General features: G+C 63.5%; 24 protein-coding genes and 1 pseudogene. 17 read left to right on the top strand and 8 right to left on the bottom strand.

Going from position 1 to position 21,606, the window contains the following annotated elements:
- The first annotated feature begins 207 nt into the window (after positions 1 to 207).
- The 8 genes from ACLKOY_RS01155 (at position 208) to ACLKOY_RS01120 (ending at position 6,378) form a co-directional block, all read left to right on the top strand.
- Positions 208 to 1,104, top strand: coding sequence for an SDR family oxidoreductase (locus ACLKOY_RS01155; protein WP_436452079.1), 897 nt, complete (start codon positions 208 to 210; stop codon positions 1,102 to 1,104).
- An 85-nt stretch (positions 1,105 to 1,189) separates the two neighbouring features.
- Positions 1,190 to 2,023 (top strand): helix-turn-helix transcriptional regulator, encoded by an 834-nt coding sequence (locus tag ACLKOY_RS01150; RefSeq protein WP_341957881.1) that lies wholly within the window; start codon positions 1,190 to 1,192, stop codon positions 2,021 to 2,023.
- 46 nt (positions 2,024 to 2,069) lie between these two features.
- Positions 2,070 to 2,489: a MerR family transcriptional regulator gene (locus tag ACLKOY_RS01145; RefSeq protein ID WP_341957882.1), complete on the top strand. Its 420-nt coding sequence runs from the start codon at positions 2,070 to 2,072 to the stop codon at positions 2,487 to 2,489.
- The gene (locus tag ACLKOY_RS01140) at positions 2,486 to 3,484 is read left to right on the top strand and encodes an aldo/keto reductase (protein ID WP_341957884.1); all 999 of its coding nucleotides are present in this window, start codon (positions 2,486 to 2,488) and stop codon (positions 3,482 to 3,484) included. Before ACLKOY_RS01145 ends, ACLKOY_RS01140 begins: the two co-directional genes overlap by 4 nt.
- A gap of 111 nt (positions 3,485 to 3,595) precedes the next feature.
- Positions 3,596 to 4,372, top strand: a complete 777-nt coding sequence (locus ACLKOY_RS01135) for an SDR family oxidoreductase (RefSeq protein ID WP_341957886.1) — start codon at positions 3,596 to 3,598, stop codon at positions 4,370 to 4,372.
- Between the two features lie 10 nt (positions 4,373 to 4,382).
- Positions 4,383 to 4,847, top strand: a complete 465-nt coding sequence (locus ACLKOY_RS01130; RefSeq protein WP_341957887.1) for a carboxymuconolactone decarboxylase family protein — start codon at positions 4,383 to 4,385, stop codon at positions 4,845 to 4,847.
- Positions 4,848 to 4,915: 68 nt separating this feature from the next.
- Positions 4,916 to 5,377: a GNAT family N-acetyltransferase gene (locus tag ACLKOY_RS01125; protein ID WP_341957889.1), complete on the top strand. Its 462-nt coding sequence runs from the start codon at positions 4,916 to 4,918 to the stop codon at positions 5,375 to 5,377.
- Positions 5,374 to 6,378 carry a type I glyceraldehyde-3-phosphate dehydrogenase gene (locus ACLKOY_RS01120; RefSeq protein WP_436452078.1) on the top strand — a complete coding sequence of 335 codons (1,005 nt, stop codon included), beginning with the start codon at positions 5,374 to 5,376 and terminating at the stop codon, positions 6,376 to 6,378. The genes ACLKOY_RS01125 and ACLKOY_RS01120 overlap by 4 nt, the downstream gene beginning before the upstream one ends.
- A 58-nt stretch (positions 6,379 to 6,436) precedes the next feature.
- On the opposite strand, the gene ACLKOY_RS01115 is transcribed toward ACLKOY_RS01120, so the two are convergent.
- From ACLKOY_RS01115 to ACLKOY_RS01095, 5 genes and pseudogenes are all read right to left on the bottom strand, one after another.
- Positions 6,437 to 7,156 carry a flavodoxin family protein gene (locus ACLKOY_RS01115; RefSeq protein ID WP_341957893.1) on the bottom strand — a complete coding sequence of 240 codons (720 nt, stop codon included), beginning with the start codon at positions 7,154 to 7,156 and terminating at the stop codon, positions 6,437 to 6,439.
- Positions 7,153 to 7,506, bottom strand: coding sequence for a UBP-type zinc finger domain-containing protein (locus ACLKOY_RS01110; protein ID WP_436454075.1), 354 nt, complete (start codon positions 7,504 to 7,506; stop codon positions 7,153 to 7,155). The genes ACLKOY_RS01115 and ACLKOY_RS01110 overlap by 4 nt, the downstream gene beginning before the upstream one ends.
- A gap of 205 nt (positions 7,507 to 7,711) precedes the next feature.
- Positions 7,712 to 8,623, bottom strand: a complete 912-nt coding sequence (locus tag ACLKOY_RS01105; RefSeq protein ID WP_341957897.1) for a sigma-70 family RNA polymerase sigma factor — start codon at positions 8,621 to 8,623, stop codon at positions 7,712 to 7,714.
- A gap of 122 nt (positions 8,624 to 8,745) precedes the next feature.
- Positions 8,746 to 9,294 (bottom strand): NAD(P)H-binding protein, encoded by a 549-nt coding sequence (locus ACLKOY_RS01100; protein WP_436454129.1) that lies wholly within the window; start codon positions 9,292 to 9,294, stop codon positions 8,746 to 8,748.
- A 60-nt stretch (positions 9,295 to 9,354) separates the two neighbouring features.
- Positions 9,355 to 9,522: pseudogene (locus ACLKOY_RS01095) on the bottom strand (NAD-dependent epimerase/dehydratase family protein); the annotation flags it as partial.
- Positions 9,523 to 9,731: 209 nt separating this feature from the next.
- Between ACLKOY_RS01095 and ACLKOY_RS01090 the strand changes: the two are divergent.
- From ACLKOY_RS01090 to ACLKOY_RS01065, 6 genes are all read left to right on the top strand, one after another.
- Positions 9,732 to 10,685 (top strand): alpha/beta hydrolase, encoded by a 954-nt coding sequence (locus ACLKOY_RS01090; protein ID WP_436452077.1) that lies wholly within the window; start codon positions 9,732 to 9,734, stop codon positions 10,683 to 10,685.
- Between the two features lie 24 nt (positions 10,686 to 10,709).
- Positions 10,710 to 11,450 (top strand): alpha/beta fold hydrolase, encoded by a 741-nt coding sequence (locus tag ACLKOY_RS01085; protein ID WP_341957901.1) that lies wholly within the window; start codon positions 10,710 to 10,712, stop codon positions 11,448 to 11,450.
- A gap of 104 nt (positions 11,451 to 11,554) precedes the next feature.
- Positions 11,555 to 12,325, top strand: coding sequence for an SDR family oxidoreductase (locus ACLKOY_RS01080; RefSeq protein WP_341957904.1), 771 nt, complete (start codon positions 11,555 to 11,557; stop codon positions 12,323 to 12,325).
- Between the two features lie 7 nt (positions 12,326 to 12,332).
- Positions 12,333 to 13,250: an RNA polymerase sigma-70 factor gene (locus ACLKOY_RS01075; RefSeq protein ID WP_436452076.1), complete on the top strand. Its 918-nt coding sequence runs from the start codon at positions 12,333 to 12,335 to the stop codon at positions 13,248 to 13,250.
- A 62-nt stretch (positions 13,251 to 13,312) separates the two neighbouring features.
- Complete coding sequence (locus ACLKOY_RS01070; protein ID WP_436452075.1) at positions 13,313 to 13,645, top strand: hypothetical protein; 333 nt, start codon at positions 13,313 to 13,315, stop codon at positions 13,643 to 13,645.
- Positions 13,646 to 13,727: 82 nt separating this feature from the next.
- The gene (locus tag ACLKOY_RS01065) at positions 13,728 to 14,483 is read left to right on the top strand and encodes an SDR family oxidoreductase (RefSeq protein WP_436452074.1); all 756 of its coding nucleotides are present in this window, start codon (positions 13,728 to 13,730) and stop codon (positions 14,481 to 14,483) included.
- Positions 14,484 to 14,565: 82 nt separating this feature from the next.
- On the opposite strand, the gene ACLKOY_RS01060 is transcribed toward ACLKOY_RS01065, so the two are convergent.
- Both ACLKOY_RS01060 and qcrB read right to left on the bottom strand, forming a co-directional pair.
- Positions 14,566 to 15,885 (bottom strand): NAD(P)/FAD-dependent oxidoreductase, encoded by a 1,320-nt coding sequence (locus ACLKOY_RS01060; RefSeq protein ID WP_436454074.1) that lies wholly within the window; start codon positions 15,883 to 15,885, stop codon positions 14,566 to 14,568.
- 2 nt (positions 15,886 to 15,887) lie between these two features.
- The gene (qcrB, locus tag ACLKOY_RS01055) at positions 15,888 to 17,546 is read right to left on the bottom strand and encodes a cytochrome bc1 complex cytochrome b subunit (RefSeq protein ID WP_436452073.1); all 1,659 of its coding nucleotides are present in this window, start codon (positions 17,544 to 17,546) and stop codon (positions 15,888 to 15,890) included.
- Positions 17,547 to 17,851: 305 nt separating this feature from the next.
- Here qcrB and ACLKOY_RS01050 point away from each other — a divergent pair, with 305 nt between their 5' ends.
- The 3 genes from ACLKOY_RS01050 (at position 17,852) to ACLKOY_RS01040 (ending at position 20,118) form a co-directional block, all read left to right on the top strand.
- The gene (locus ACLKOY_RS01050; protein WP_436452072.1) at positions 17,852 to 18,538 is read left to right on the top strand and encodes an SDR family NAD(P)-dependent oxidoreductase; all 687 of its coding nucleotides are present in this window, start codon (positions 17,852 to 17,854) and stop codon (positions 18,536 to 18,538) included.
- A 215-nt stretch (positions 18,539 to 18,753) separates the two neighbouring features.
- Positions 18,754 to 19,014 (top strand): hypothetical protein, encoded by a 261-nt coding sequence (locus ACLKOY_RS01045; RefSeq protein ID WP_436452071.1) that lies wholly within the window; start codon positions 18,754 to 18,756, stop codon positions 19,012 to 19,014.
- Between the two features lie 495 nt (positions 19,015 to 19,509).
- Positions 19,510 to 20,118 carry a hypothetical protein gene (locus ACLKOY_RS01040; protein WP_436452070.1) on the top strand — a complete coding sequence of 203 codons (609 nt, stop codon included), beginning with the start codon at positions 19,510 to 19,512 and terminating at the stop codon, positions 20,116 to 20,118.
- 1,014 nt (positions 20,119 to 21,132) lie between these two features.
- Here the strand turns inward: ACLKOY_RS01040 and ACLKOY_RS01035 are convergent.
- Positions 21,133 to 21,570: a hypothetical protein gene (locus ACLKOY_RS01035; protein WP_436452069.1), complete on the bottom strand. Its 438-nt coding sequence runs from the start codon at positions 21,568 to 21,570 to the stop codon at positions 21,133 to 21,135.
- Positions 21,571 to 21,606 lie beyond the last annotated feature (36 nt).

Genomic DNA, 21,606 nt, shown 5'->3' with positions numbered 1-21,606 from the left:
CACGCGCCGGGACCTCGCGAAGTCGTCATCGAACCCATCGCCAGCCAGATAGCGGAAACCTTCAATCCCCGACTGCGGGCACAGCCCGCTCTGGCGCACGAGAGGCTCGTCAACATCCTGGTGAGGATCTGGCATGGGTCATGCGCGGTATTGGCCGCAGGCTGAGGGGAATCATTCATTGGAGGTGCCGTGAAGGCGATAAGAGATGTGCCCGTTCCCGACCTGACCGGGAAGGTGGCGGTCGTGACGGGAGCGAGCGATGGCATCGGACTCGGCATCGCGGTGCGGCTCGCGAGAGCTGGCGCGGAGTTGGTACTCCCGGTTCGGAACCCGGCGAAGGGGGCCCGGGCCCTGGAGGTGGTCGCGGCCAGGGCTCCCGGCTCTGTGGCGAGCACTCGCGAGCTTGATTTGGCTTCACTATCGTCAGTGAAGCATCTCAGTGAGACCCTTCTCTCGGAAGGGCGTCCGCTGCACCTGTTCGTGGCGAACGCGGGGGTGATGACGCCACCAGAGCGCACACTTACGACCGATGGATTCGAGTTGCAGTTCGGCACGAACCATCTAGGGCACATGGCATTGATCGGCCGCGTCCTGCCGCTGCTTCAGATGGGGGAGGCACGCGTCACCACCATGTCGAGTTCGGCAGCAGCGCAAGGCGCGACGGACTGGGATGACCTCGCTCGTGCCAATCGCTATAAAGCGATCCGTTCCTATTCCGCCTCGAAGCTTGCCCAACTCATGTTCGCGATGGAACTGGATCGAAGGAGTCAGGAGCTCGGGTGGCGGATATCCAGCAATGCTGCACACCCCGGCACGACCTACAGCAACCTTTACGCGTCCGGTCCGAATCTGGGGCGTACCAAGCCGTCACCGATCGATGGGATCTTCCGCAGGCTCTCCACCATCGGCGTCTTCGTGCAGTCGGTCGACTCCGGGCTGCTGCCGGCTCTGCATGCTGCGGTGTCACCCGACGCAGAAGGTGGACGCTACTACGGGCCTGACGGGCTGGGCCAGTTCACCGGGAGCGCGAAAGAGTTGAAGCTGCCTCGGCGGGCGAATGCACACAGCGACGCGGCGCGGCTCTGGGCTTGTCTGAAGAGGTGACAGGTGTGACCTTCCCGCCCGCAGCGAGCTCCGCCAGCTCCGACGACACGGGAGGCCGACCCTCAGACCCGAGAAGAGGGAGACGATGAACGATCGGCCGCAGCTTTCGAAGTTCCTTCGGGCGCGCCGAGAATCGATCCAGCCGGAAGACGTGGGGATGCCCCGCGGCCCGCGTCGGCGGACCAGCGGACTACGCCGTGAGGAAGTCGCCGCCCTCAGTGGCATCTCAAGCGACTATTACAGCAAGATCGAGCAGCACGACGGCCCAGTGCCGTCGCAGCAGATCCTCGCATCGATCGCACGAGGCATCCAACTGAACCTCGACGAACGCGACCACCTGTTCCGACTTGCCGGATACACGGCCACGTCCCGTGCGGTCCGAAACGAGCACGTGAATGCGGGCCTCATGCGAGTGCTGAACCGCCTCGGAGACACCCCCGCACAGGTGGTCACGATGCTCGGCGAAACGCTCGTGCAAACCCGGCTGGCGGTTGCCCTGCTTAGCGACGAAACCTCCTACACGGGTCTACGCCGCAACCGGATCTACCGTTGGTTCACCGACCCTGACGAGCGTGCTCTGACTCCGGTAGAAGATCACGAGCGGCACTCCGCGACCCTGGTCGGTCACCTGGTCGCCGCAAGCACTTCTGCCTCCCTGGCGGACCCCGCGCGCATTCTCATCTCCCGCCTTCGCAGGGCCAGTCCGGAGTTCGCGGCCCTATGGGAGTACCAACCCGTTCCCGGACCGTACTGCGAAGCCACGCGCATCCTGCACCCCGAGGTCGGCGAGGTCGAGCTCTACGGCCAGACCATCCTCGACCCCGATCAGTTCCAGGCCCTGATGATCTTCACCGCTGAGCCTGGCAGCCCCAGCGCCGAGAAACTGGAGCTCCTCTCAGTCATCGGCGTCCACCCGTGACTTCGACGTTTGACCTGGAGTGCACTCCAGGGTGCACGATGTGATCATGGCTGCCGTCACACTCCCGACTGTCGATATCGACATACCCGAGGGCGGGCTGCCCATCAGCGCGGTTGCGCGGGCCACCGGGTTGAGTATCGACACACTCCGCTACTACGAGGGTGCCGGGCTGCTGCTGAATCCCGCACCGCGTGACCACGGCGGCCGGCGCCGGTACGGCCAGAACGACGTGGATTGGATCGCCGGCTTGATCATGCTCCGTGAGACCGGCATGAGCATCGCCGATATACGACGGATGGCCGAGCTCAGCCGCATCGACGGCACAGAGGCGGAGCGGCTCATAGTGCTCGAGCAGCACCGGCTTCACGTTCTCGCGAAGCTCGACAGAACCCGCGCGCACCTCGCAGCACTCGAATCGAAGATCGCCGCATATTCCGAAGCATCAACCAAAGAAGGATCATCATGACACTTTCGACACCTCTACCGACCGCTGCCCTCGGAGACGGCCTGCGGGTCTCGGCCATCGGCTTGGGCGCCATGGGCATGAGCGCTTACTACGGAACCAGCGACGAGAAAGAATCGATCGCCACACTCCGCCATGCCGTCGACACCGGCGTGACTTTCATTGACACCGCCGAGGCATACGGCCCGTTCGAGAACGAGAAGCTCATCTCGCGCGCGCTGGGCGACCGCCGTGATGAAGTCACGCTCGCAACCAAGGCCTCCGCAGAGACCGACGACGATGGCACCATCCACGGCCGGAACGGTACTCCCGCCTATATCCGCAAGGCGGCAGAACGGTCCCTGCGCCATCTTGGCACCGAGGTCATTGACCTGTACTACCTCCACCGAGTTGACCCGGACGTCCCCATCGAGGAGAGCGTCGGCGCGATGTCCGAGCTCGTGACCGAAGGCAAAGTGCGGCACATCGGCTTGTCCGAAGCATCGGAGGCCACCATTCGACGCGCACACGCCGTGCATCCGCTCGCTGCGGTGCAGTCGGAATTCTCTCTCTTCGCCCGCGATGTGCTGCACAACGGCGAACTGGCCGCTCTGCGCGAACTCAACATCGGTTTCGTGGCGTTCTCGCCACTGGGTCGTGGATTCCTGACGGGAGAAATTCGCTCAGTGCACGATCTTGATCCCGCGGACGCTCGCCTGGGCCTTCCCCGGTTCCAGCCCGAAGCCATCGCCGCGAACTTGGCGCTCGTCGATCGGGTGAATGCGATCGCTTCCGAGAAGGGAGTCACCAACGCGCAGATCGCCTTGGCATGGCTGATCGCGCAAGGGGTGGTGCCGATCCCCGGCACCCGTCGGCGCAACCGACTCGACGAGAACACCGCCTCAGTGCGTGTCCGTCTCGACGACGCCGACCTCGCTCGGCTCAGCGCGGCGCTGCCCGACGAACAGATCGTGGGCACGCGCGACTATGTCGCGCACGCAGACGGTGTGGATCGATGACAGCCGGGACGGCGAAGTTCATCACGGTCGTCACAACGACGACACGCGTCCGGTCATAGCTTGTGACGGCCGCATGAAACCTCTGCGTCCGCGCGAACCGGAAGGTCACTCATGTCCAGAATCGTTGTCATCGGAGGCACCGGCCTCATCGGCTCCAAGGTTGTCTCAAAGCTCACTGAGCACGGCCACGACGCTATCTCGGCCACACCCAACTCGGGCGTGAACACCCTGACCGGAGAGGGACTGGCCGAGGTGCTGGTCGCCGCCAACACCGTGCTCGATGTGTCGAACTCGCCTTCGTTCGCCGATGACGACGTGATGAACTTCTTCACGACCGCCACCAGCAACACCATTGCCGCCGCGAAGGCCGCAGGGGTTAGCCACTACGTCGCCCTTTCCGTCGTCGGTGCCGAGCGGATGGTCGACAGCGGTTACATGCGCGCGAAGGTCGCGCAGGAGAAGCTCATCAAGGACTCCGGTATCGCCTACTCGCTGGTGCACGCGACCCAGTTCTTCGAGTTCGTGAAGAGCATCGCCGACAGCGCCACCGTCGACGGCGTCGTGCACCTGTCCCACGCCCTGATTCAGCCGATGGCGGCGGAGGACGTCGCGACCGCGGTGGCACGCACCACCGCAGGCGAGCCGCTGAACCGGACCATCGAGGTCGCCGGCCCCGATCGGTACAGCCTGGACGACCTCATCCGCACAGGCCTCGCCTTCCGCGGGGACACGCGGACCGTCGTCGCCGACCCCGATGCCACCTACTTCGGCGAGAAGCTCACCGCCGAGATGCTTCTCCCCGGCCCCGACGCCACACACTTCGACACCCACTTCGAGGAGTGGCTGCCCGCGAACCCCGCCCCGGCAGCGCCGGCCGCTTCGAAGTAGCATGCCGACCGTGTCCGCTTCGGACCACCTCGACTCCGCGGTTCCGGCCGCCTACCAGGCGCTCATCGCCGCCGGTAAGGCGGCCGGCCTCGCCGCCCGCGACGCGGGACTCGACCCGCTGGTTGTTGAGCTCGTTCGCATCCGATCGTCGCAACTTAATGGCTGCGCATTCTGCCTCCGCATGCACACAAGGGATGCATTTGCTCACGGCGAGACCAGCGACCGCCTCGCCGTGCTCCCGGCATGGCGAGACTCCCGCTACTTCACGGCCGTCGAACGTGCAGCACTGGCCGTCGCCGAAGAGGTCACACTCATCGCTGATCAGCAGACAGGACGCCGGTTCCTCCGAAGCGACGGTGACGTCGAGCAGCAGGTGCTCACCCCCGACCAGCTAGCGGCGGTCCGCTGGTTGACCATCGTCATCAATGCCTTCAACCGCATCGCGATCCTCAGCCACTACGACGTCGCACCGTAGCCAGCGGCCGACATCCCACCCCACGGATCGACCGAAACCCAGCACCACTGAAGAAAAGGAAGCGAATGATGAGCGAACACGAGAACTCCGATTCCGCTGCCCACCCTGATGAGGTCAGTTTCCTCCAGGATGGCATCGCCGACCTTCGCAATGACAGTCTCCGCGACGCTGACCTTCCGTCGGCGGACGCAGATTTCGAGATGGTCGTGCATCGCGATGATGTCCGGCATCACTACTCTGCCAGACTCGAGGAGCTCGAGGTGGCGGCCATCGAGTTCAAACAGATGGGCAACCGGGTCGTGATTCTTGCGACCACTGTCGTCCCAGAGTTTCGTGGGCGAGGCATCGCTGTGGAACTCATCGCTTACGCCCTCGACGACGTGCGCGATCGCGGCATGCACGTCACCGTGTACTGCCCTCTCGTTTCCGCCTTCATCAACCAGAGCCCGGAATATGCGGACCTGGTCGATCCGGAGCATCCGGGACGAACATCCAGCGAACGGCTCTTCACCAAAAGGACCACATCATGAAGAACATCGCCGTCTACGGTTTCGGACGTATCGGCCGTCAGCTCGTGCGCAGCGCGGTGAAGAACGACCTCTTCTTCCCCAGCGTCATCTGTGACATCGCTCCAGCCGGCGACCTCGCCGCACTCCTCGAAGTGGACACGAACTACGGGTGGTGGCCAGCGGTCTCCTCGGACGACGACACTTCCATCTCCATCGACGGCAGACGAATCACGTACATCAACTCCCGCGAGGGCGTCCCGGACTGGAAGGCCCTCGGCATCGATCTGGTCGTCGATTGCACCGGCCGCGGTGTCACCCGGGAAGCAGCTGAGCGGCATCTCGCGAACGGCGCCGAGCGCGTGCTGATCAGCGGACCGAGCAAGACCGCCGAGGACTGCGACGCGGTTCTGCTGCCGGGCATCAACCTCGACGACTACAACAGTGATACCCACAAGATCATCAGCATGGCCAGCTGCACCACCAACGCCCTCGCGGCCGTCGTCAAGGTGCTCCTCGAGTCCACGGGCATCCAATACGGCGTCTTCTCAACGGTCCACGCCTACACGAACACGCAGTCGTTGACCGACCAGCCGATGAAGTCCAGAAGAGACTCATGGGCCGGTGCGGAGAACATCATCCCGTCCTCTTCGGGGGCCGCAAAAGCGCTGGGGTTCGTCTGGCCCGACCTCAAGATCACCGGTAAGGCCTATCGGGTACCCGTGCGTACGGGCAGCATCGTCGAGCTCAACGTGATACCGGAGCGAGAGATCGCGACCGAGGACCTTCGCGACGCCTTCCGGCAAGCCGCGGCCACAGGGCCCCTCAAAGGCATCCTCGAAGTGTTCGAGGACGAGTGGACCTCAGCCCGCATCGTCGGAGATCCGCACTCATCGATCGTCGACCTCCCGCTGACTCAGTCGTTCAACGGGATGGTCTCAGTGGCGGCTTGGTACGACAACGAGGCCGGATTCTCGATGCGACTCGCTGAGACCGCTGTCCGCTTGGCATCCACAGACCGCTGAGTGCCGTGCACCGATGCCATGGAACGTGGCATCGGTGCACGTTTTGGTTTCAGCGCCCTCAGCGATACTCGGGATTCGCGCTCAGGCCAAAGCGTTCTCCGCTGTCCCACGCCCCTCGAAGATTTCCCCACGCGGGGATACCGCCAGCTGCTCGAAGCATGCTGGCCATGTGCATCAGGTTCCAGGTCATAAACGTCACATTTCGACGAGTGAAGTCATTCTCCGGACCTCCGGAACCTGGGTCCAAGTAGCTCGGTCCGGGACCGATCTCGCCTATCCAGCCCGCGTCGGCACCTGGAGGTATGACGCATCCCACGTGTTGGAGGCTGTACAGGATTGAAGCGGATGCGTGCTTGACCCCGTCTTCATTGCCGGTGATGATCGCGCCGCCAGTCTTCCCGTAGTAGACATACTGACCTTGGGCATTGTATTCGCCGCTCATCGCGTAGAGGCGTTCGATGAGTTTGCGAGTGACCGATGCGTTGTCCCCGAGCCACAAAGGCCCGCCAACGACGAGGATGTCGGCGGCCTTGATCGCCGGCCATACGTCGGTGAGCCACTCATCGCTCGCCCAGCCGTGTTCGCGCATATCGGGGTAGACACCCGGAGGCACGTCAAAGTCGACGAAGCGAAGCGTTTGCACCTCGACACCATGGGATCTCATCAGGTCGACACTGAGGTCCATGAGTCCTTGGGTGTTACTCACCTGCGGACTTGGTTTGAGAGTGCAATTAACGAAGACGGCACGCAACCCGCTGAAATCAGGCCCGCCGCTCATCGTTGTTTCGCCGCCTGCGCGCGCCAGTCTGCCGGAAGCCGACTCGCGGGGCCGGGCGCTGCCTGATCGAGGGGATGGCTCAACGGTGGCGCCAGAACGACCGGCTCGGCGTAGCTGTCGCTCCGGTAGTCCCAGAACCAGTCCTCGCCCGGCTCGAAGCTTGCGATGACGGGATGGCCGGTCTGAAGGAAGTGCGCCGTCGCGTGCTGACCGGGCGAATTGTTGCAGCAGCCAACATGACCGCAGGCAGCGCACCGGCGCAGATGCACCCACCAGCTGCCTTCCGCATCGCACTGCACACACACATTTCCCGACGGCGGGACCGTCGGGTCGACAATTGAGAGATCCATGGTCATGAGCCAGCCTTCGCTGCGGTGCCCGCCGGGGCAGGTCGCGTTTGCATGAGATCCAGACTGGACAGCCCGCCGGTGCGGGTTTCGCTGATAGTCACTGCGACTTTCCTCTCTCACCGAGCTGAGGCGCGGTGGGTCATGAGATAAGACCGAACAACTGCAACTTGTGTGACACCCCAGAAGCACCGCCAACTGCGGCGATCTACAGCGCCAGGGGCACGGAGGGCGCAATCGGTGCGAGCTTCTCGGGATTCATCACCCAGAAAATTTCTTGCACCGAGCCCACGCGGGCGGAGACCGTGAGGAGCGCGAACGGCTTTCCTGCTCGGTACAACAGGGCACTGTCGTGGCCGTTCGCCTCGACGATTTCGATGGTCACATCACCCCAGAACCACGTCGAGACGCCGACGAGGAATCGAATGAGCGTCTCCCGCCCGCAGATAGGTCGCCTGGCGGTGCGATGAACCACACCGCCGCCGTCGGTGTAGCTCACAGCGTCGGCAGCGAGAAGCTTCTCTAGCTCCGTTGCGTCTCCCCCCTGGGCTGCGTCGAGAAACGTGCGGAAGAGTCGTTTCTGTTCTTCTCGGCTGCTCACGTGCACAGCATCCGTCGACAGATGCTTTCGTGCCCTGCTGACCAGCTGGCGGGCAGAAGCTTCCGTTGTGCTGAGGATGTCCGCGATCTTCGCGTAAGGGTAGGTGAACGCTTCCCGGAGCACATATGCCGCGCGTTCGGTAGCAGTGAGTCGCTCCATGAGGAACAAGGTGGCGAGCTCGAGTGCCTCAGATCGTTCAGCTCCGAGCATCGGATCGTCTGAGGTATCGACGGGCGTCGGCAACCACGAACCGACATAGGTTTCGCGTCGAGAACGGGCACTGTTGAGGACGTTGATGGCGAGGCGCGTGGTGGTTGTCGCGAGAAAAGCGGCGGGGTTTCGCACCGTTGCCTGATCGCACAGTTGCCATCGAATCCACGTGTCCTGCACGACATCCTCCGCTTCAAAAGCGCTGCCGAGAATCCGATAGGCGATGCCGAACAATCGCCGACGCTGAGTGACGAAGGCCATCAGCGACTCGTCATCTGAGTCGTACACGTATTGCTGTTGCGGGTTCATGTGCCGTTCCTGAAGGAAGGTCGCGCACTCGACTTTGTCGCACACGCTGGCTGAGTCGCGCACCTCAGCTGAGCGCAAGGCTACAACGTGCGCCAGCAGTTAGATAGCGATATGACTGCACCTCAAGCCGTGATGTCTTCAACGACTTCCGGGGTCTGAATGCGCCAGTCGTGGTACCTCCGCTGAGCAATCGAGGCTGTGGCCTCCGGAAGAAGGTCACGGCTCGCGAGTCGAGCACCGAAATAGGTCCCGAGCGGGTCGGGCACGACTTCCCGCTCGTCCTGGCGGAAGCTCAGATCCATCACCGCCAGGTCCTTGAGACTGAAGACCTCCGGGCCACCGAACTCCACCATCCCGTAGAGCGGCTGCCCGAGCGACGTGTCAACGACAGCCCGTGCGACATCATCGGCTGCCATGGGCTGCACCAGCACATCGGCGACCCGGACGGCCCCGCCGCGCACCGCATGGTCGGTGATGCTGCGAATGAATTCGAAGAACTGAGTCGCGTGTACGAGCGAGTATGGGCGGTGAGACTCGATGATGAGCCGTTCCTGCTGCTGTTTCGCGACGAAGTACCCGCCTTCGGCACGGGCCAGACGATCGGTGCCGACGACGGAAAGGGCGACATGGTGCCCTACGCCGGCTGCTTCCCCGTAGCTGAGCAGGTTCATGGTGGAGGTGTAGAAGAATTCTTGCGCCCCCGCTTCGTCCGTGTAAGAGGAGTTCGACACGTCGACCAGAACGTCTGCACCTGTCAGCGCGTCTTCCAGCCCCTCCCCCGTGAAGGAGTTGACGCCCGTGGAGCGGGCGGCGACGAGAACGTCGTGCCCGGATGCCCTCAGCTGACGGACGACCCTCGCTCCGATCAAGCCTGTTCCACCGATCACCGTGATTTTCATGTCGCCCCTCTGAATGCTGTTCGGCTGCGACGGATGTCCGCCCGTACTCAATAGACCAGGCGCCCGCCCTGTTTGTGACAGTCCGCGAGGAACTGCCTTTCAATCGCTAAGCCCGTCACACCCGCTCGAGCTACACGGTCTTGTCTGGCATGGGCAACAGATGTTGAACGAAGGCCCATCCCGTTATCCCTGAGCACGGAAGGACCATCATGGTCGATCACACCCTGGAGCCGGATGCACGAGCATTCGCGGACGCCACCTCGAAGCCGCCTTATCTCACCAACCTCGGCGTCGATGGCGCCCGCGAGCTGTTAGACCAAGTTCAAGCGTCCCCGACCGCAAAACCCGACATCGATGAGGAATGGATCTCTGTCCCCGCCGACGTCGGTCAGGTGCGAGTGCGCATCGTCAAGCCGGTTGGCTCCGCTGCGGCGCTGCCGGTTGTCCTCTACGTGCATGGCGGCGGGTGGGTGCTCGGCAACGCTGGCACCCATGATCGGCTGGTGAGAGAGATCGCTGTCGGCGTCAACGCAGCGATAGTGTTCGTCGAGTATGACCGGTCCCCGGAAGTGCGCCACCCCGTCGCCGTCGAACAGGTATACGCGACCGCGCGCTGGATCATGAACGAAGGCGCAACGAAGGGCCTGGACGCGTCTCGTCTCGCGATCGCCGGCGATTCCGTCGGTGGAAACATGGCCGCTGTTGTCGCGATCCTTGCGAAGCGGCGTGGCGACGTCACCTTCATTCACCAGTCGCTGTACTACCCCGTCACCGATGCGGGCCAGGACACTGACAGCTACCGTGAGTTTGCTGAAGGATTCCACCTGCGCGCTGATGCGATGGCGTGGTTCTGGGACAGCTATCTGCCGGATCTTGACGCTCGCAAGGACGTCACCGCGTCGCCGTTGCAGGCTTCCGTTGACGATCTCAGGGGACTGCCGGAGACGCTCCTCGTGGTCGATGAGAACGATGTCCTTCGCGACGAAGGCGAGGCATACGGACGAAAGCTCATCGAGGCGGGAGTCCGCGCGACCCTCGTCCGCTACGACGCCACAATCCACGACTTCATGATGCTCAATCCGCTACGGACCTCAGCCGCAAGCACGGCGGCGATTGAGCAGGCCGTGCGGACCCTCCGCCAAGCCTTCGCCACCGCAAACTAGCCCATTTCGAAGAAAGTGAAGATCATGACCGACTTGAAGCCCACCATCGTCCTCGTTCACGGCGCCTTCGCCGAATCTGCCTCGTGGAACGGGGTTATCACCCGTCTGCAGGAACAGGGGCTCGACGCAGTCGCTGTCGCGAACCCGCTGCGTACGCTCGCCGGCGACGCTGCCTACGTCCGCGATGTCATCACCTCCATCCCCGGGGCCGTCATCCTCGTAGGTCACTCGTACGGCGGCCTGGTGATCACTGAAGCTGCAGCCGACAACGACGCCGTCGTCGGTCTCGTATATGTGTCCGCCTTCGTCCCTGATACCGGGGAGAGTGCGCTCTCGCTGTCGTCCAGCGCGCCGGGAAGCACTCTCGGAGACGCGCTTTCTGTGTACCCGGTCACAACCGGAGGCAACGAGTTCGCTATCCGTCCGGACGTATTCCGGCACCAGTTCGCCGCAGATGTGGCAGAGGATGTTGCGGCACTCATGGCCGCAACTCAGCGACCTGTGACCGAAGCCGCGCTCTCCGAGACGCTTTCCACGTCGCGTCCGGCCTGGAAGGACGTGCCCTCCTGGCACGTGTTCGGCGAGCAGGATCTGAATATTCCAGTTGCAGTGCTGCGGGCTGGTGCCGAGCGCGCTGCCTCGCGGGCAACACACGAGATCAGCGGAGCATCACACGCTGTCCCCGTTTCCAACCCCGGTGTCGTCGCCGAGATGATCACTAAAGCAGAGCAGGCCTATGCCGCGACCTTGGAGGGCGCCGCATAGCCAAAAAGTTTCGGGCAGGCTGTCACAGATCGATGCACTGTCCGGTCTGAACTTGAGTAGGGCTTTCTGCGTGCACGGCGCAAGCCCGGAACGGAGCGGGCGAGATGCGAATCGTTGTATTGGGCGGAACCGGCCAAGTTGGCCGGAAGATCGTTGAAAAGCTCGAACGAAGAGCTCAGGCCGTTGTCGTTGCTTCACCGACCAGCGGGGTGGACGCGAGAACTGGACGCGGGCTCGACGCCGCGCTCGAATACGCCGACGCGGTGATCGATGTGACCAATGCTCCCGATCTCTCCGGAGATGCGGCGCGGGAGTTCTTCGAGGCCAGCACTCACCGGTTGCTGGAAGCCGAAGAACGCGCCGGCGTGAAGCACCATGTGGTCCTCTCGATCGTCGGGGCCGATCACGCAGGTGAAGACGGTTACTTTGCGGCAAAGGGTCTCCAGGAACGGCTTGTGCAATCGGGGCCGATCGCTCACTCCATCCTGCGATCGACTCAGTTTTTCGATTTTGCTCGCAGTATCGCCGAATGGAACACCGCCCAGGACACGGTGCATCTACCCGCGAAGCGCGTTCAACCGGTCGCGTCGTCGGATGTCGCGGAAGTTCTCGTGGAACTGGCGATGGGAGATCCGCTGGGCGGCGCCATTGACTTCGCCGGCCCGGAGCAGATGCCCCTGCCCGAGTTCGTGCACCGCGTGCTGCGGGTCGACCACGATCCGCGCTACGTCATCGAAGATGCCGAGACCACCCTCGTCGGCTTCAACGTCTCCGGAGATCTCCTCCTCCCCCGCTCACCCATGCGCCTTGCACCCACCACGCTGGAATCTTGGGTGCACCAAGAAGGACAGCGGAAGCTTTCAGGAGTCCGTTGAGGTGGGAATGGAAGACGTGACAGCTACAAATCCTGATCATCCCAGCAGAAGCGGTGACCTCGCCGCTGCCGTCCAGGTCTTCGACGCGCATCGTCGGCGCCTGTTCGGCATCGCATACCGGATGTTGAGCAGCGTGGCTGATGCAGAAGACATCGTTCAGGAGACGTGGATCCGGTGGCAGAACACCGATCGGACACAGATTCAGGAGCCCGTCGCGTTCCTGACCACGATAGCGACCAGGCTCTCGATCAATGTCCTGCAGTCAGCGCACGCACGACGTGAGACCTACATCGGGCCGTGGCTCCCGGAGCCGGTCAACACGGATAATGACCCAGCTCTCGGCGCCGAGCGCGCCGAAGCGTTGCATTTCGCGATCCTGCTAACCCTCGAGAAGCTGACCCCGACCGAGCGGGCAGCGTACATTCTGCGCGAAGCATTCGACTATCCCTACCCGCGCATCGCTGAGGTGATCTCCAGCAGTGTCGTCAGCGCTCGACAACTCGTCAGCAGAGCACGCACGCACCTGTCCTCGGCCCGCGTTGTGACAGTAGACCCGATCGCGCAGCGCCGATTGCTGGAAGCCTTCCTCGTCGCTGCGCAAAAAGGCGACGCCAAAGAACTCGAAGCACTCTTCGCATCCGACGTCGTGAGCTACACAGACGGAAACGGCGCGAAGCTCGCTGCCCGCATCCCCGTGATCGGAAGTGCACGGGTTGCGAAGTTCGTCGCGGCGTTCTCGCACCACTTTTGGACCGACAAGACAATCGGCTGGGTTCATGTCAACGGTCAACCCGCCGCGACACTTACAGAGAACGGCACGGTGACCGCCATGGTGACAGCGACAACAACGAACGACGGCATCCTCCAACTTCTCTGGGTGATGAGCCCGCAGAAGCTCGGGCATGTCACCGCGGCCAGCGCATGACTCGCAAGCACTACCCGGCGTGGTTGCGCCGGAGGCGTCGTGGTGCCGCTGACGAAGCCACAATGAAGGAACTTGCGATCGCGCTGACGTCGAGCGATCAAAATGCGCTCCAGGAACTGCTTCACCCTGATGTCGTCTTGATCATCGACAGCGGCGGCCACATCCCCAACGTCGCCGAACCCATCGAGGGGCAGGCAGCGGCATCTGCACAGCTGCTCAGCCTGGTGACGTCGGGCACGTCCGCCGCGATGGCCTCGATCAACAGCGTGCCCGGGTTCACCCTCATCCGTGACAAAAAGGTCGTCGGAGCGGTCACGGCAGAGATGCGATCGAGGCTCCTGGTCACCGTCTGGGTTGTGTACAACCCGGACAAGCTTCGCCACTGGAATCGGTGATCCGGCGTCACAAGAACACCTGGCCGCCGGTCAAACCTTGAGGGCGCCACTTCGGCGCCCTCAAGGACGGAAGGTATTCGACATGGCGAAAATCGTAGTTATCGGAGGCACCGGACACATCGGGTCGCGCGTGGTGTCAAAACTCCTCGAGCACGGCCACGACGCCGTCGCCGCGTCACGCAAGACCGGCGTCGACACGATGACAGGGGACGGACTGGCTCAGGCTCTGGCAGGTGCGGACGTCGTCGTTGATACGACCCAGGCGCCCTCCTACGCTCCGGACGTCGTGCTGGATTTTTTCACCACCTCGACCCGGAACCAGCTTGCGGCCGAGAAGGACGCCGGCGTGAAGCACCACGTGGCCCTCACTGTGGTGGGAACCAACCGCCCTCAGGATATTTCCTACTTCCACGGCAAGGCCGCACAGGAGAAGCTGATCCGGGAATCAGGGGTCCCGTACACGCTTGTTCACGCCACCCAGTCCTTCGAGTTCGCGCCGGCGATCGTGTTCACCTCCACCCATGACGACATCATCAGCGTCGCGGATGCCTTGATCCAGCCGATCGCCGTCGAAGACATGGCGACGGCTGTGGGCCGGGCTGCAGCTGCAGAGGCCGTCAATGGGTCGATTGAAGTGGCGGGGCCGGAGACGTTCCTGCTCGAGGACTTTGTCCGGCGGAACCTTGCGGCGTCGGGTGACCAGCGTCCCGTGGTATCCAACAGCGAATCGACGTACTTCGGGGCCCGCATTGAGGAGCGAACGCTGCTCCCGCTTGAAGGCGCGCAGACATCAACGACCACCCTCATCGAGTGGCTGGCGACGAACACAACGCCGTGAGCCAGAGGTGCAGGGCCACCGCGGTCCTGCACCCTCAAAAGGCCATTCCGAAGAAGTACAACATGAGTCAACTTCAGAGTTGCTAGTCCACGGGGGTGAGCGGGACTTCTCCTCCGGTCACGAAGAGCTCGCGAGGCTCCTGGAGATCCGGGAGCGAGACGATGTCCCGGCCGAAGAGCGCACCGGGGATCCAGCCCAGCAGCACCCGTGCATTGCGATCCCATGTGGGTACTGCGAGGACGTGGTAGCCCCGATGCATCACCCAGGCGACGAAGCCCTTCACGACGATCCCGTGCCACTGGAAGATTCCCCGGCCGAGGCCCAGCGTCGCAACGACACCGAGTCCGTGGTGTGAGTAGTCGACGGGCCGCTTGCCGCGAAGCGTGCGGACCAGGTTTTTTGCGAGAAGGCGCCCCTGCCTTACCGCGTGCTGGGCGTTTGGCACAGTGCGAGCGCCTGCCGTCTTCTGGGTCAGGTCGGGCACTGTGGCATTGTCTCCTGCACCCCACGCATCTTCGACGACGCGGTCTGCCTGGGCGTCGTAGACGCGGAGATCCGCTTGCACGGTCAGCAATCCACGTTCGTCAATAGGCAGATCAGTATGCCGGGCGGTCATCGGGTTCGAGGCGTTGCCCGCGGTCCAGATGAACAGCGAGGTGTCGCACTCTTCACCGGTCGACAAGACGATGTGACGCCCCTCCGCGGACCGCAGCTGCGTACTCAGATGCACGTGCGCACCGCGACGTTCCAGCTCACGTACAACCCATGACCCGGGCCCGTCGCTCACCTCGGGAAGGATGCGGTTCGCTGCCTCCACGAGATGGAAGTCGAGGTCTGCCTTTGAGAGCATCGGATATTTGCAAAGCATCGCTGTGGCCAACGAAAGCAGTTCACCGAATACCTCGACCCCCGAAAAGCCTCCGCCGACGACCGTAACGGAGAGGGCACGGCTACGCGCGGGTCCCGGGACCATGGACGACGCGCGTTCAAACGCGCCGAGCAGTGCCTCCCGGATCGCGATCGCCTCCTCAGCGGACTTGAGTCCGATCGCCTCATCCAGGATCCCGGGGATCGGGAACGTCCGGGTGACGGCGCCGGCGGTGACGACCACCATGTCGTAGGTGAACTCCCAGTCCGCGCCGTCGATTGGCCGAATGACGGCGACCTGGTCGGCGTGGCGTACCTGCACCACGTGGCCGGTGATCACGTTGGTACTCGTGAGGTTGCGTCGTATCGACACCGCGACGTGGCGTGGCTCGACCGACCCCGCTGCTGCCTCGGGAAGGAAGGGCTGATAGGTCATGAAGGGTCGCGGTTCGACGACGGTAACGTGTGCCTCCCCCGGGCGAAGCCGCTTCTCGAGGCCCCAGGCTGTGTAGAAGCCCGAGTAGCCGCCACCGATGATCAGAATCTTCTTCGTGTCGCTTCGTTCTCCATCTTCTTCTTCAGAGCGCTCGACGACGCATCGGTTCCGGGCGTCTGGCCGGCTCGTGATGACGCGTCGTCCAGGCCGAGTTCCTCGGAGTCCGAGCGCCCAAGGGGCTTCAACCGCTGTTCGTAGAACAGGTGCGAGAGCGCCGCACGCGCCCGCTCGAGCACCGATCGGCGTCCGTCTTGCTGGACGATCGCGTGGGGCAACACGACATCGTCTTCGTTGATCAGTCGCCACCGCTCGTGGGGCGTCAACGACGAGTGCACTTCCACGTACTCGCCACCGGGCAACCGCACGATCCTCCCTGTCTCATACCCGTGGAGGAGGAGTTCTCGGTCTTTGCGCTGCAGACCGATGGCAACGCGGCGGGTCAGAAGGAAGGCGACTACCGGCCCCAGGACGAGAGCTGCCTGGAACACGTGGATGGTGGACTCAAGGCTGACCGAGAAGTGAGTGGCGATGATGTCGGCGCTTGCGGCACCCCACAGCGCTCCATAGAACACGATGGCCGCAACGCCGATGCCCGTACGACCAGGAGCGTTCCGCGGACGATCCAGAAGGTGGTGCTCGCGTCGGTCGCCTGTGATCCATCCCTCAAGGAACGGGTAGGCGACGACCAGCAGAAGGAACAAACTCACAACGGCAAGGGGAACGAGGATCGCGAAGGTCCAGGTGCGGCCGAGCCATTCCGCCTCCCAGCCCGGCGGGACGAGTCGTAGTGCACCGTCGAGGAAGCCGGTGTACCAGTCCGGCTGGCTGCCGGCCGAAGCGTCGCCCGGGGACGACGGCCCGTAGACCCAGACTGGTGCGATGGTCACGGCCGAGGCGATCGCGATGATGAGTCCGCCCACGATGAAGAACAGTCCGCCCGCCCGCGCCGCCATCTGCGGATAAAGCGGGAGCCCGACGACGTTCTGCTCGGTGCGGCCCGGTCCTGCGAACTGTGGGGCCTGATGCCGGTATCCCGCGCGGACGCGAAGGATCAGGAACAGCACGAGCGCGCCGGGGAAGATGTGGATGTGGAGTGGGTAGAGGTTGTCGATGATTCGGCCGGGGAATTCTCCTCCGAAGAGGAGGGTCGAGATGGCAGTGCCAACGAACGGGATGGCGAGCACGATTCCCTCAACGATCCGAAGGCCAGTGCCGGAGAGTAGGTCATCGGGAAGTGCATACCCGCTCCACCCCGCGGCGAGGGCCATGACGAAGACGAGAAAAAGCAGCACCCAACTCCCCCGCCGCGGGCGGCGGAACGCTCCTGTGAAGAAGCTCACCAGGATCTGCAAAATGATCGTGGCGGGTAGGAGAAGGCCGGCCCAGTGATGCGCTTGACGCATCAGGAGGCCGCCGGAGATGTCGAAAGAGATAGCGAGCGTCGAGGCATATGCCTTCGACATCTCTATGCCCACCAGAGGCGGGTACAGCCCTTCGTACTTCACTTGGGCGCTCGAGGGGACGTAGGCGATCAGGAAGACGCCGGTCACGAAAAGCACGGCAACACAGGCTGCCGAAGCCACCCCGAACAGGTTCGACCAATGCAAAGGGACAACCCGCGCGCGTACATCGGCTTGGAGGATGCGAAGCCAGGTCCCGACGCGGCGCTCGCTTAGGGCAATCGAGAGCCGTTCCGTCACGGAAGCGCGGCGCTTCGCAGCAGTACTCCTCAGCATGAGTTACTCGATTCTCTAAGCCGCCACAAATAAGACAACTTCGACGGCCCAGCTGTGACACGGACGGTGGGGGTTGGTTTCCCCTGCAGACGCCTCAGCGAGCACGTGCGCTGCGGAGCGGGCACGTCGGCGGCCTACGGCGACCCGGGAGGCCTCGCCCGCCGGCGTCACGGCCGCATTCGGAAGCGTGAAGCCGGAACAGGACCTTGTCACAGAAGTCGTGGGTAGCCGGTCCGTCATGTGTAGGCATTATCTGAAGAGGAGCCACCATGTCGGATCGTGTAGACCCGCTTTCTCGCAGCATCGTCGTTGTCGGCGCAGGGCCTGGGATAGGTCTCGCGGTTGCCCGTCGTTTTCACTCATCGGGCTATGCCGTCGCTGTCATCGCGCGTTCTCGTGCTTCCATCGACGGCCTTGTTGCAAAGCTGAACGATTCCGATGCCAACGTGCCGGTCATCGGTCTGACTGCCGACATCAGCGATGATGCAGCGCTCTTCGCTGCTCTCGACGCCGCCGTTGCAGAGCACGGCGTTCCCGACTTGCTCGTGTACAACGCCGGAGTCATCCGTATGGACCGAGCCGGGGAGCTCTCCTCCGACGAACTTTTAAGCACCTACGCGATCAACGTCGTCGGGGCAGCGATAACCGCCGGCCACCTTGGGCCGCTGATGGCCAGACGCGGCCATGGCACGATTCTTATCACCGGTGGCATGGCCGAGCCGAAGCCGGACTGGTTTAGCCTGTCTCTGGGAAAGTACGGAGTACGCACCCTGACTGAACTCTTGGCCCGCCAGTTCGGCCCTTCAGGAGTGCACGTCGCCACCGTTGCCGTAACCGAGGCCGTGGTTCCCGGCACGGCCTATGATCCCGACGTAATCGCTGAACAGTACTTCCAATTACACAACCAAGAGCAGGGCCAATGGCAGCGTGAGATCGTGTTCACCCCCGGGCAGTGAAACTACCTACCTCTGACATCCATCTACTCGCATCCCCGGGCGGAAGTCGCTCGAACCGACATCGCGAAGCAAGTCAATGACGGCGAAGCAGGCACCCTGCACCCAACACCTCACTAGATTGGGCACGCGGCTCGCCGGAAAGGCCGAATGTCGGTGGTCACCGCGAGACTGCCCTTAGAGCCTGCGGTTCCTGGCGCTACTACAAGGAGACAAAGATGCCTCAGCCCGACCGATACGTCAGCGTCAAAATTGAATGCAGTTCCAACCACTCGCACGACATCTGCGTCGAAGTAGACCGGCAAGTCCCGCCGGAGCTTCGCTGCGAGCCGAACGCTGGCCCCGGTTACTCGCAGGGCGGCGGAGGTGGTGGTTGCAGCATTCCGTCTTCCGCCCAGCTAAAGGAACTGACCAGGCGCGAACTTCGCGACAACTTCCAAGAGTCCAAGCGCCGTGGTTACGTGCTGATCCGTCGGTGACAACCGGCAAAGCGAGGTTTCGAGAACGGGCACCCTGAGTACGGAAGCGATCGCCCTCCCAATTGCCGTGCTGAAGATCGTTCCATACTTCGGGTATACGGCGCAGGTAGGCGGCGGGCCACTTGTGCTCCCCGGTCGTCGCCTCGGCAGACCGACACATCCAGCAGTTCGCCATACTTGGAGGCTAGCCATGTGTCGCAAATGCTCTTTGTTCCCTCGACCCAGTCAGCAACTACGTGTCGCAACACTCTAGGTTGAAGAACACTCCATTCCTTGCTGCGACCGTCCGGCAAGCCGAAGGGCCTCCTGAACATGACCTGGGCGACTGGGGCGTGACCCTTCGACCCATCCCTAAGAACAACTGTGTCTCCGGAGACCGCGGTCAGGTGGCTGAGTCCGCTCGTGCGCATGTCGTCGTTCAGCTCCGTCGACACCGCACGCGTGTCACCGACGGCGAGTCCCGGAAGCAGCCCTGCGCCCGGTTCGGGGAGACGTGTGGACCGCTCGATGAAGTCGCTGCGCAGGTCGGCGGCGACCGCGAACACCCCGGATGCCGGCACCTCGACCGACGCCGTGCTCGCGAACACGACGAGAGCAGACCTCTCCCCCGGATCCGTCGCCGCTGCCTCGCCCTTCACTCTGAGCGTCGCACCGAGATCGAACCCGTCGGCCGGATCGATGCCGACCCGCACCGGGGCGGATGCCGCGCGCACCGACCCCGGAGACCCGATGCCCGTGAGCTGCACCTCCATCCACAGCCGCCCGTCCCGGCCGACCGACGCCGACGAGATGACCTCTCCGGTCGCCTCGACCACACGGCCGTCCCACGACGCGGCGCTGTCTCGAGCAGGAAGCGCGGTCAGGGCCGTAACGGACACAGCCGCAGCGGCCGCGAGGAGCACCACGATCAGGCCTGCCCTCGACGCAGTGCGTTCGCGGCGCTTCAGCGCGATTCCCAGCGCTGCGACCGTGCCGAATCCACTCGCCAGTGCGCACCATCCTGCCGCAGCAGGCACGAACACGCAGATGAGAGCGACCGCCCACACCGCCGCCGCGATGGGCAGCATCCGCAGGTCGCGCCTCATGCCCGCACGACGTCACTGATGACAGCGACCATCCCGCGGTTGCTCACGCTCTTCGCGGATCCTCGCACCAGAAGAACCTAAGGTCTCCCGAAGTGGCCTCGTTGGCGTAGGCCCGGTCACTGTGCACAAGCGTCAACGACGTCGCGGTGTGCAGAAACGGCGGGCGACTTTGCGGCTCCTGTGCGACCTCGACGAGACGCGCGAGGCCGCCGAAAAGCCCGGACGCGAAACCGGCGGTCGGCGAGCTTCGTCACCGAGCTGGCGGTCGAAGTTACCGACTCCCAAGCATCATTGGCTGCACCGGACCCGCGATTCCTCGGTGAGCCAGCAGCGCCGGCCGCAGCTCGTAGAGACACGACAAGAGCCGCCGAGCATAGGGGTCGGCGGCTCTTGTCCAGCATGTGCCCTCGCTAGCTAGCTGTTCAGTCGTCGCGTGAGGGTGACAGATGCCATCGCGATCAAATCTCTCGATAGCGACAACTTCACGCCGTGCGGCGGCCGGTCACTCTTGTCGGCGTCGTCGCGCGCCGACGAACAGCAGCACCAGTCCTCCACCGAGGATAACCAGCCCTAGCATCATTCCCGCCGTATCCTGGGGAAGCGCAACGCACCCTGCAGCGACGTCGTCTTCGGGGCACTCCCGCCACGGCTGAAGCGCGAAGACGACGGCCATCACAACACCCGCTATAACCGCGGTTGCCCCGCCAAGCGTGTACATGGATGCCCGGATTCTGGCTTGTGATCGATTCATTAGTCGTTGTCCCCATATCTCGGGTGTACGTTCCGTCTCGCCAGTTCAGTATCCGGTAGCGGTGTTCCAGTTGCACCGGTGCACGGCGACACCACAGGTCCAGAAGACCGTGCGGTCGCGGTGAAAACGCTTCAGATTCCATACGCCAGCGAAGGCATTACCGAAGCGTGGCAGTCTCCTCGTGACGAACATGCCAACGACCGTATCAAGGGTCGTCACGGTCGCCGCTCACGAGCGCCGCATGCTCAGCTTTCATGCTGGGAGTTGTGCGTTCTCGCGCGCCTAGGGGATGTACTCCGAGGACCAATAGTCGGCGACGAGAAGAAGGACGCTACCCGCTGGTCTCGCCGACACCCACACGGTCCGAGGATCCCAGAAGGTGCCCGGTATCGACAGCTGCGGGGTCGCACCAATCTCCTCTGCGAGAGCCCCCGGCGACTGCCCGTTCGCTGGACGCACGGTGAAAGTCGCTGAGCATCCCCCGCTTCCGCACCCGACGCTGCCACCGAGGATCTCCGCGCCTTCAGGCAACGGAACTGCGGATGCAGGGGGCACGTCGCCCTCGGTCGCCATCATGGACAACCAAGCCACACGCCCGGTGTAGAAGAGCACCAGCACCACCACCACGGTGACGACCAGCACCCACAACGTACGCCGCCGCCTGACGGCTCTCTCGTTCGCCTCCCAGTCCGCCTGGTTGAAGGACTGCCCCGGTTCCATGCCGAGAGCCTACTGAGTGGGCCGACGAGCGGGCTG

Origin of the sequence: Microbacterium sp. K2 (assembly GCF_051365005.1) — a bacterium.
Lineage (GTDB): Bacteria > Actinomycetota > Actinomycetes > Actinomycetales > Microbacteriaceae > Microbacterium > Microbacterium foliorum_B.
Note: the sequence above shows the minus strand (reverse complement) of the source record. Positions and strands in the feature narration are given on the sequence as shown.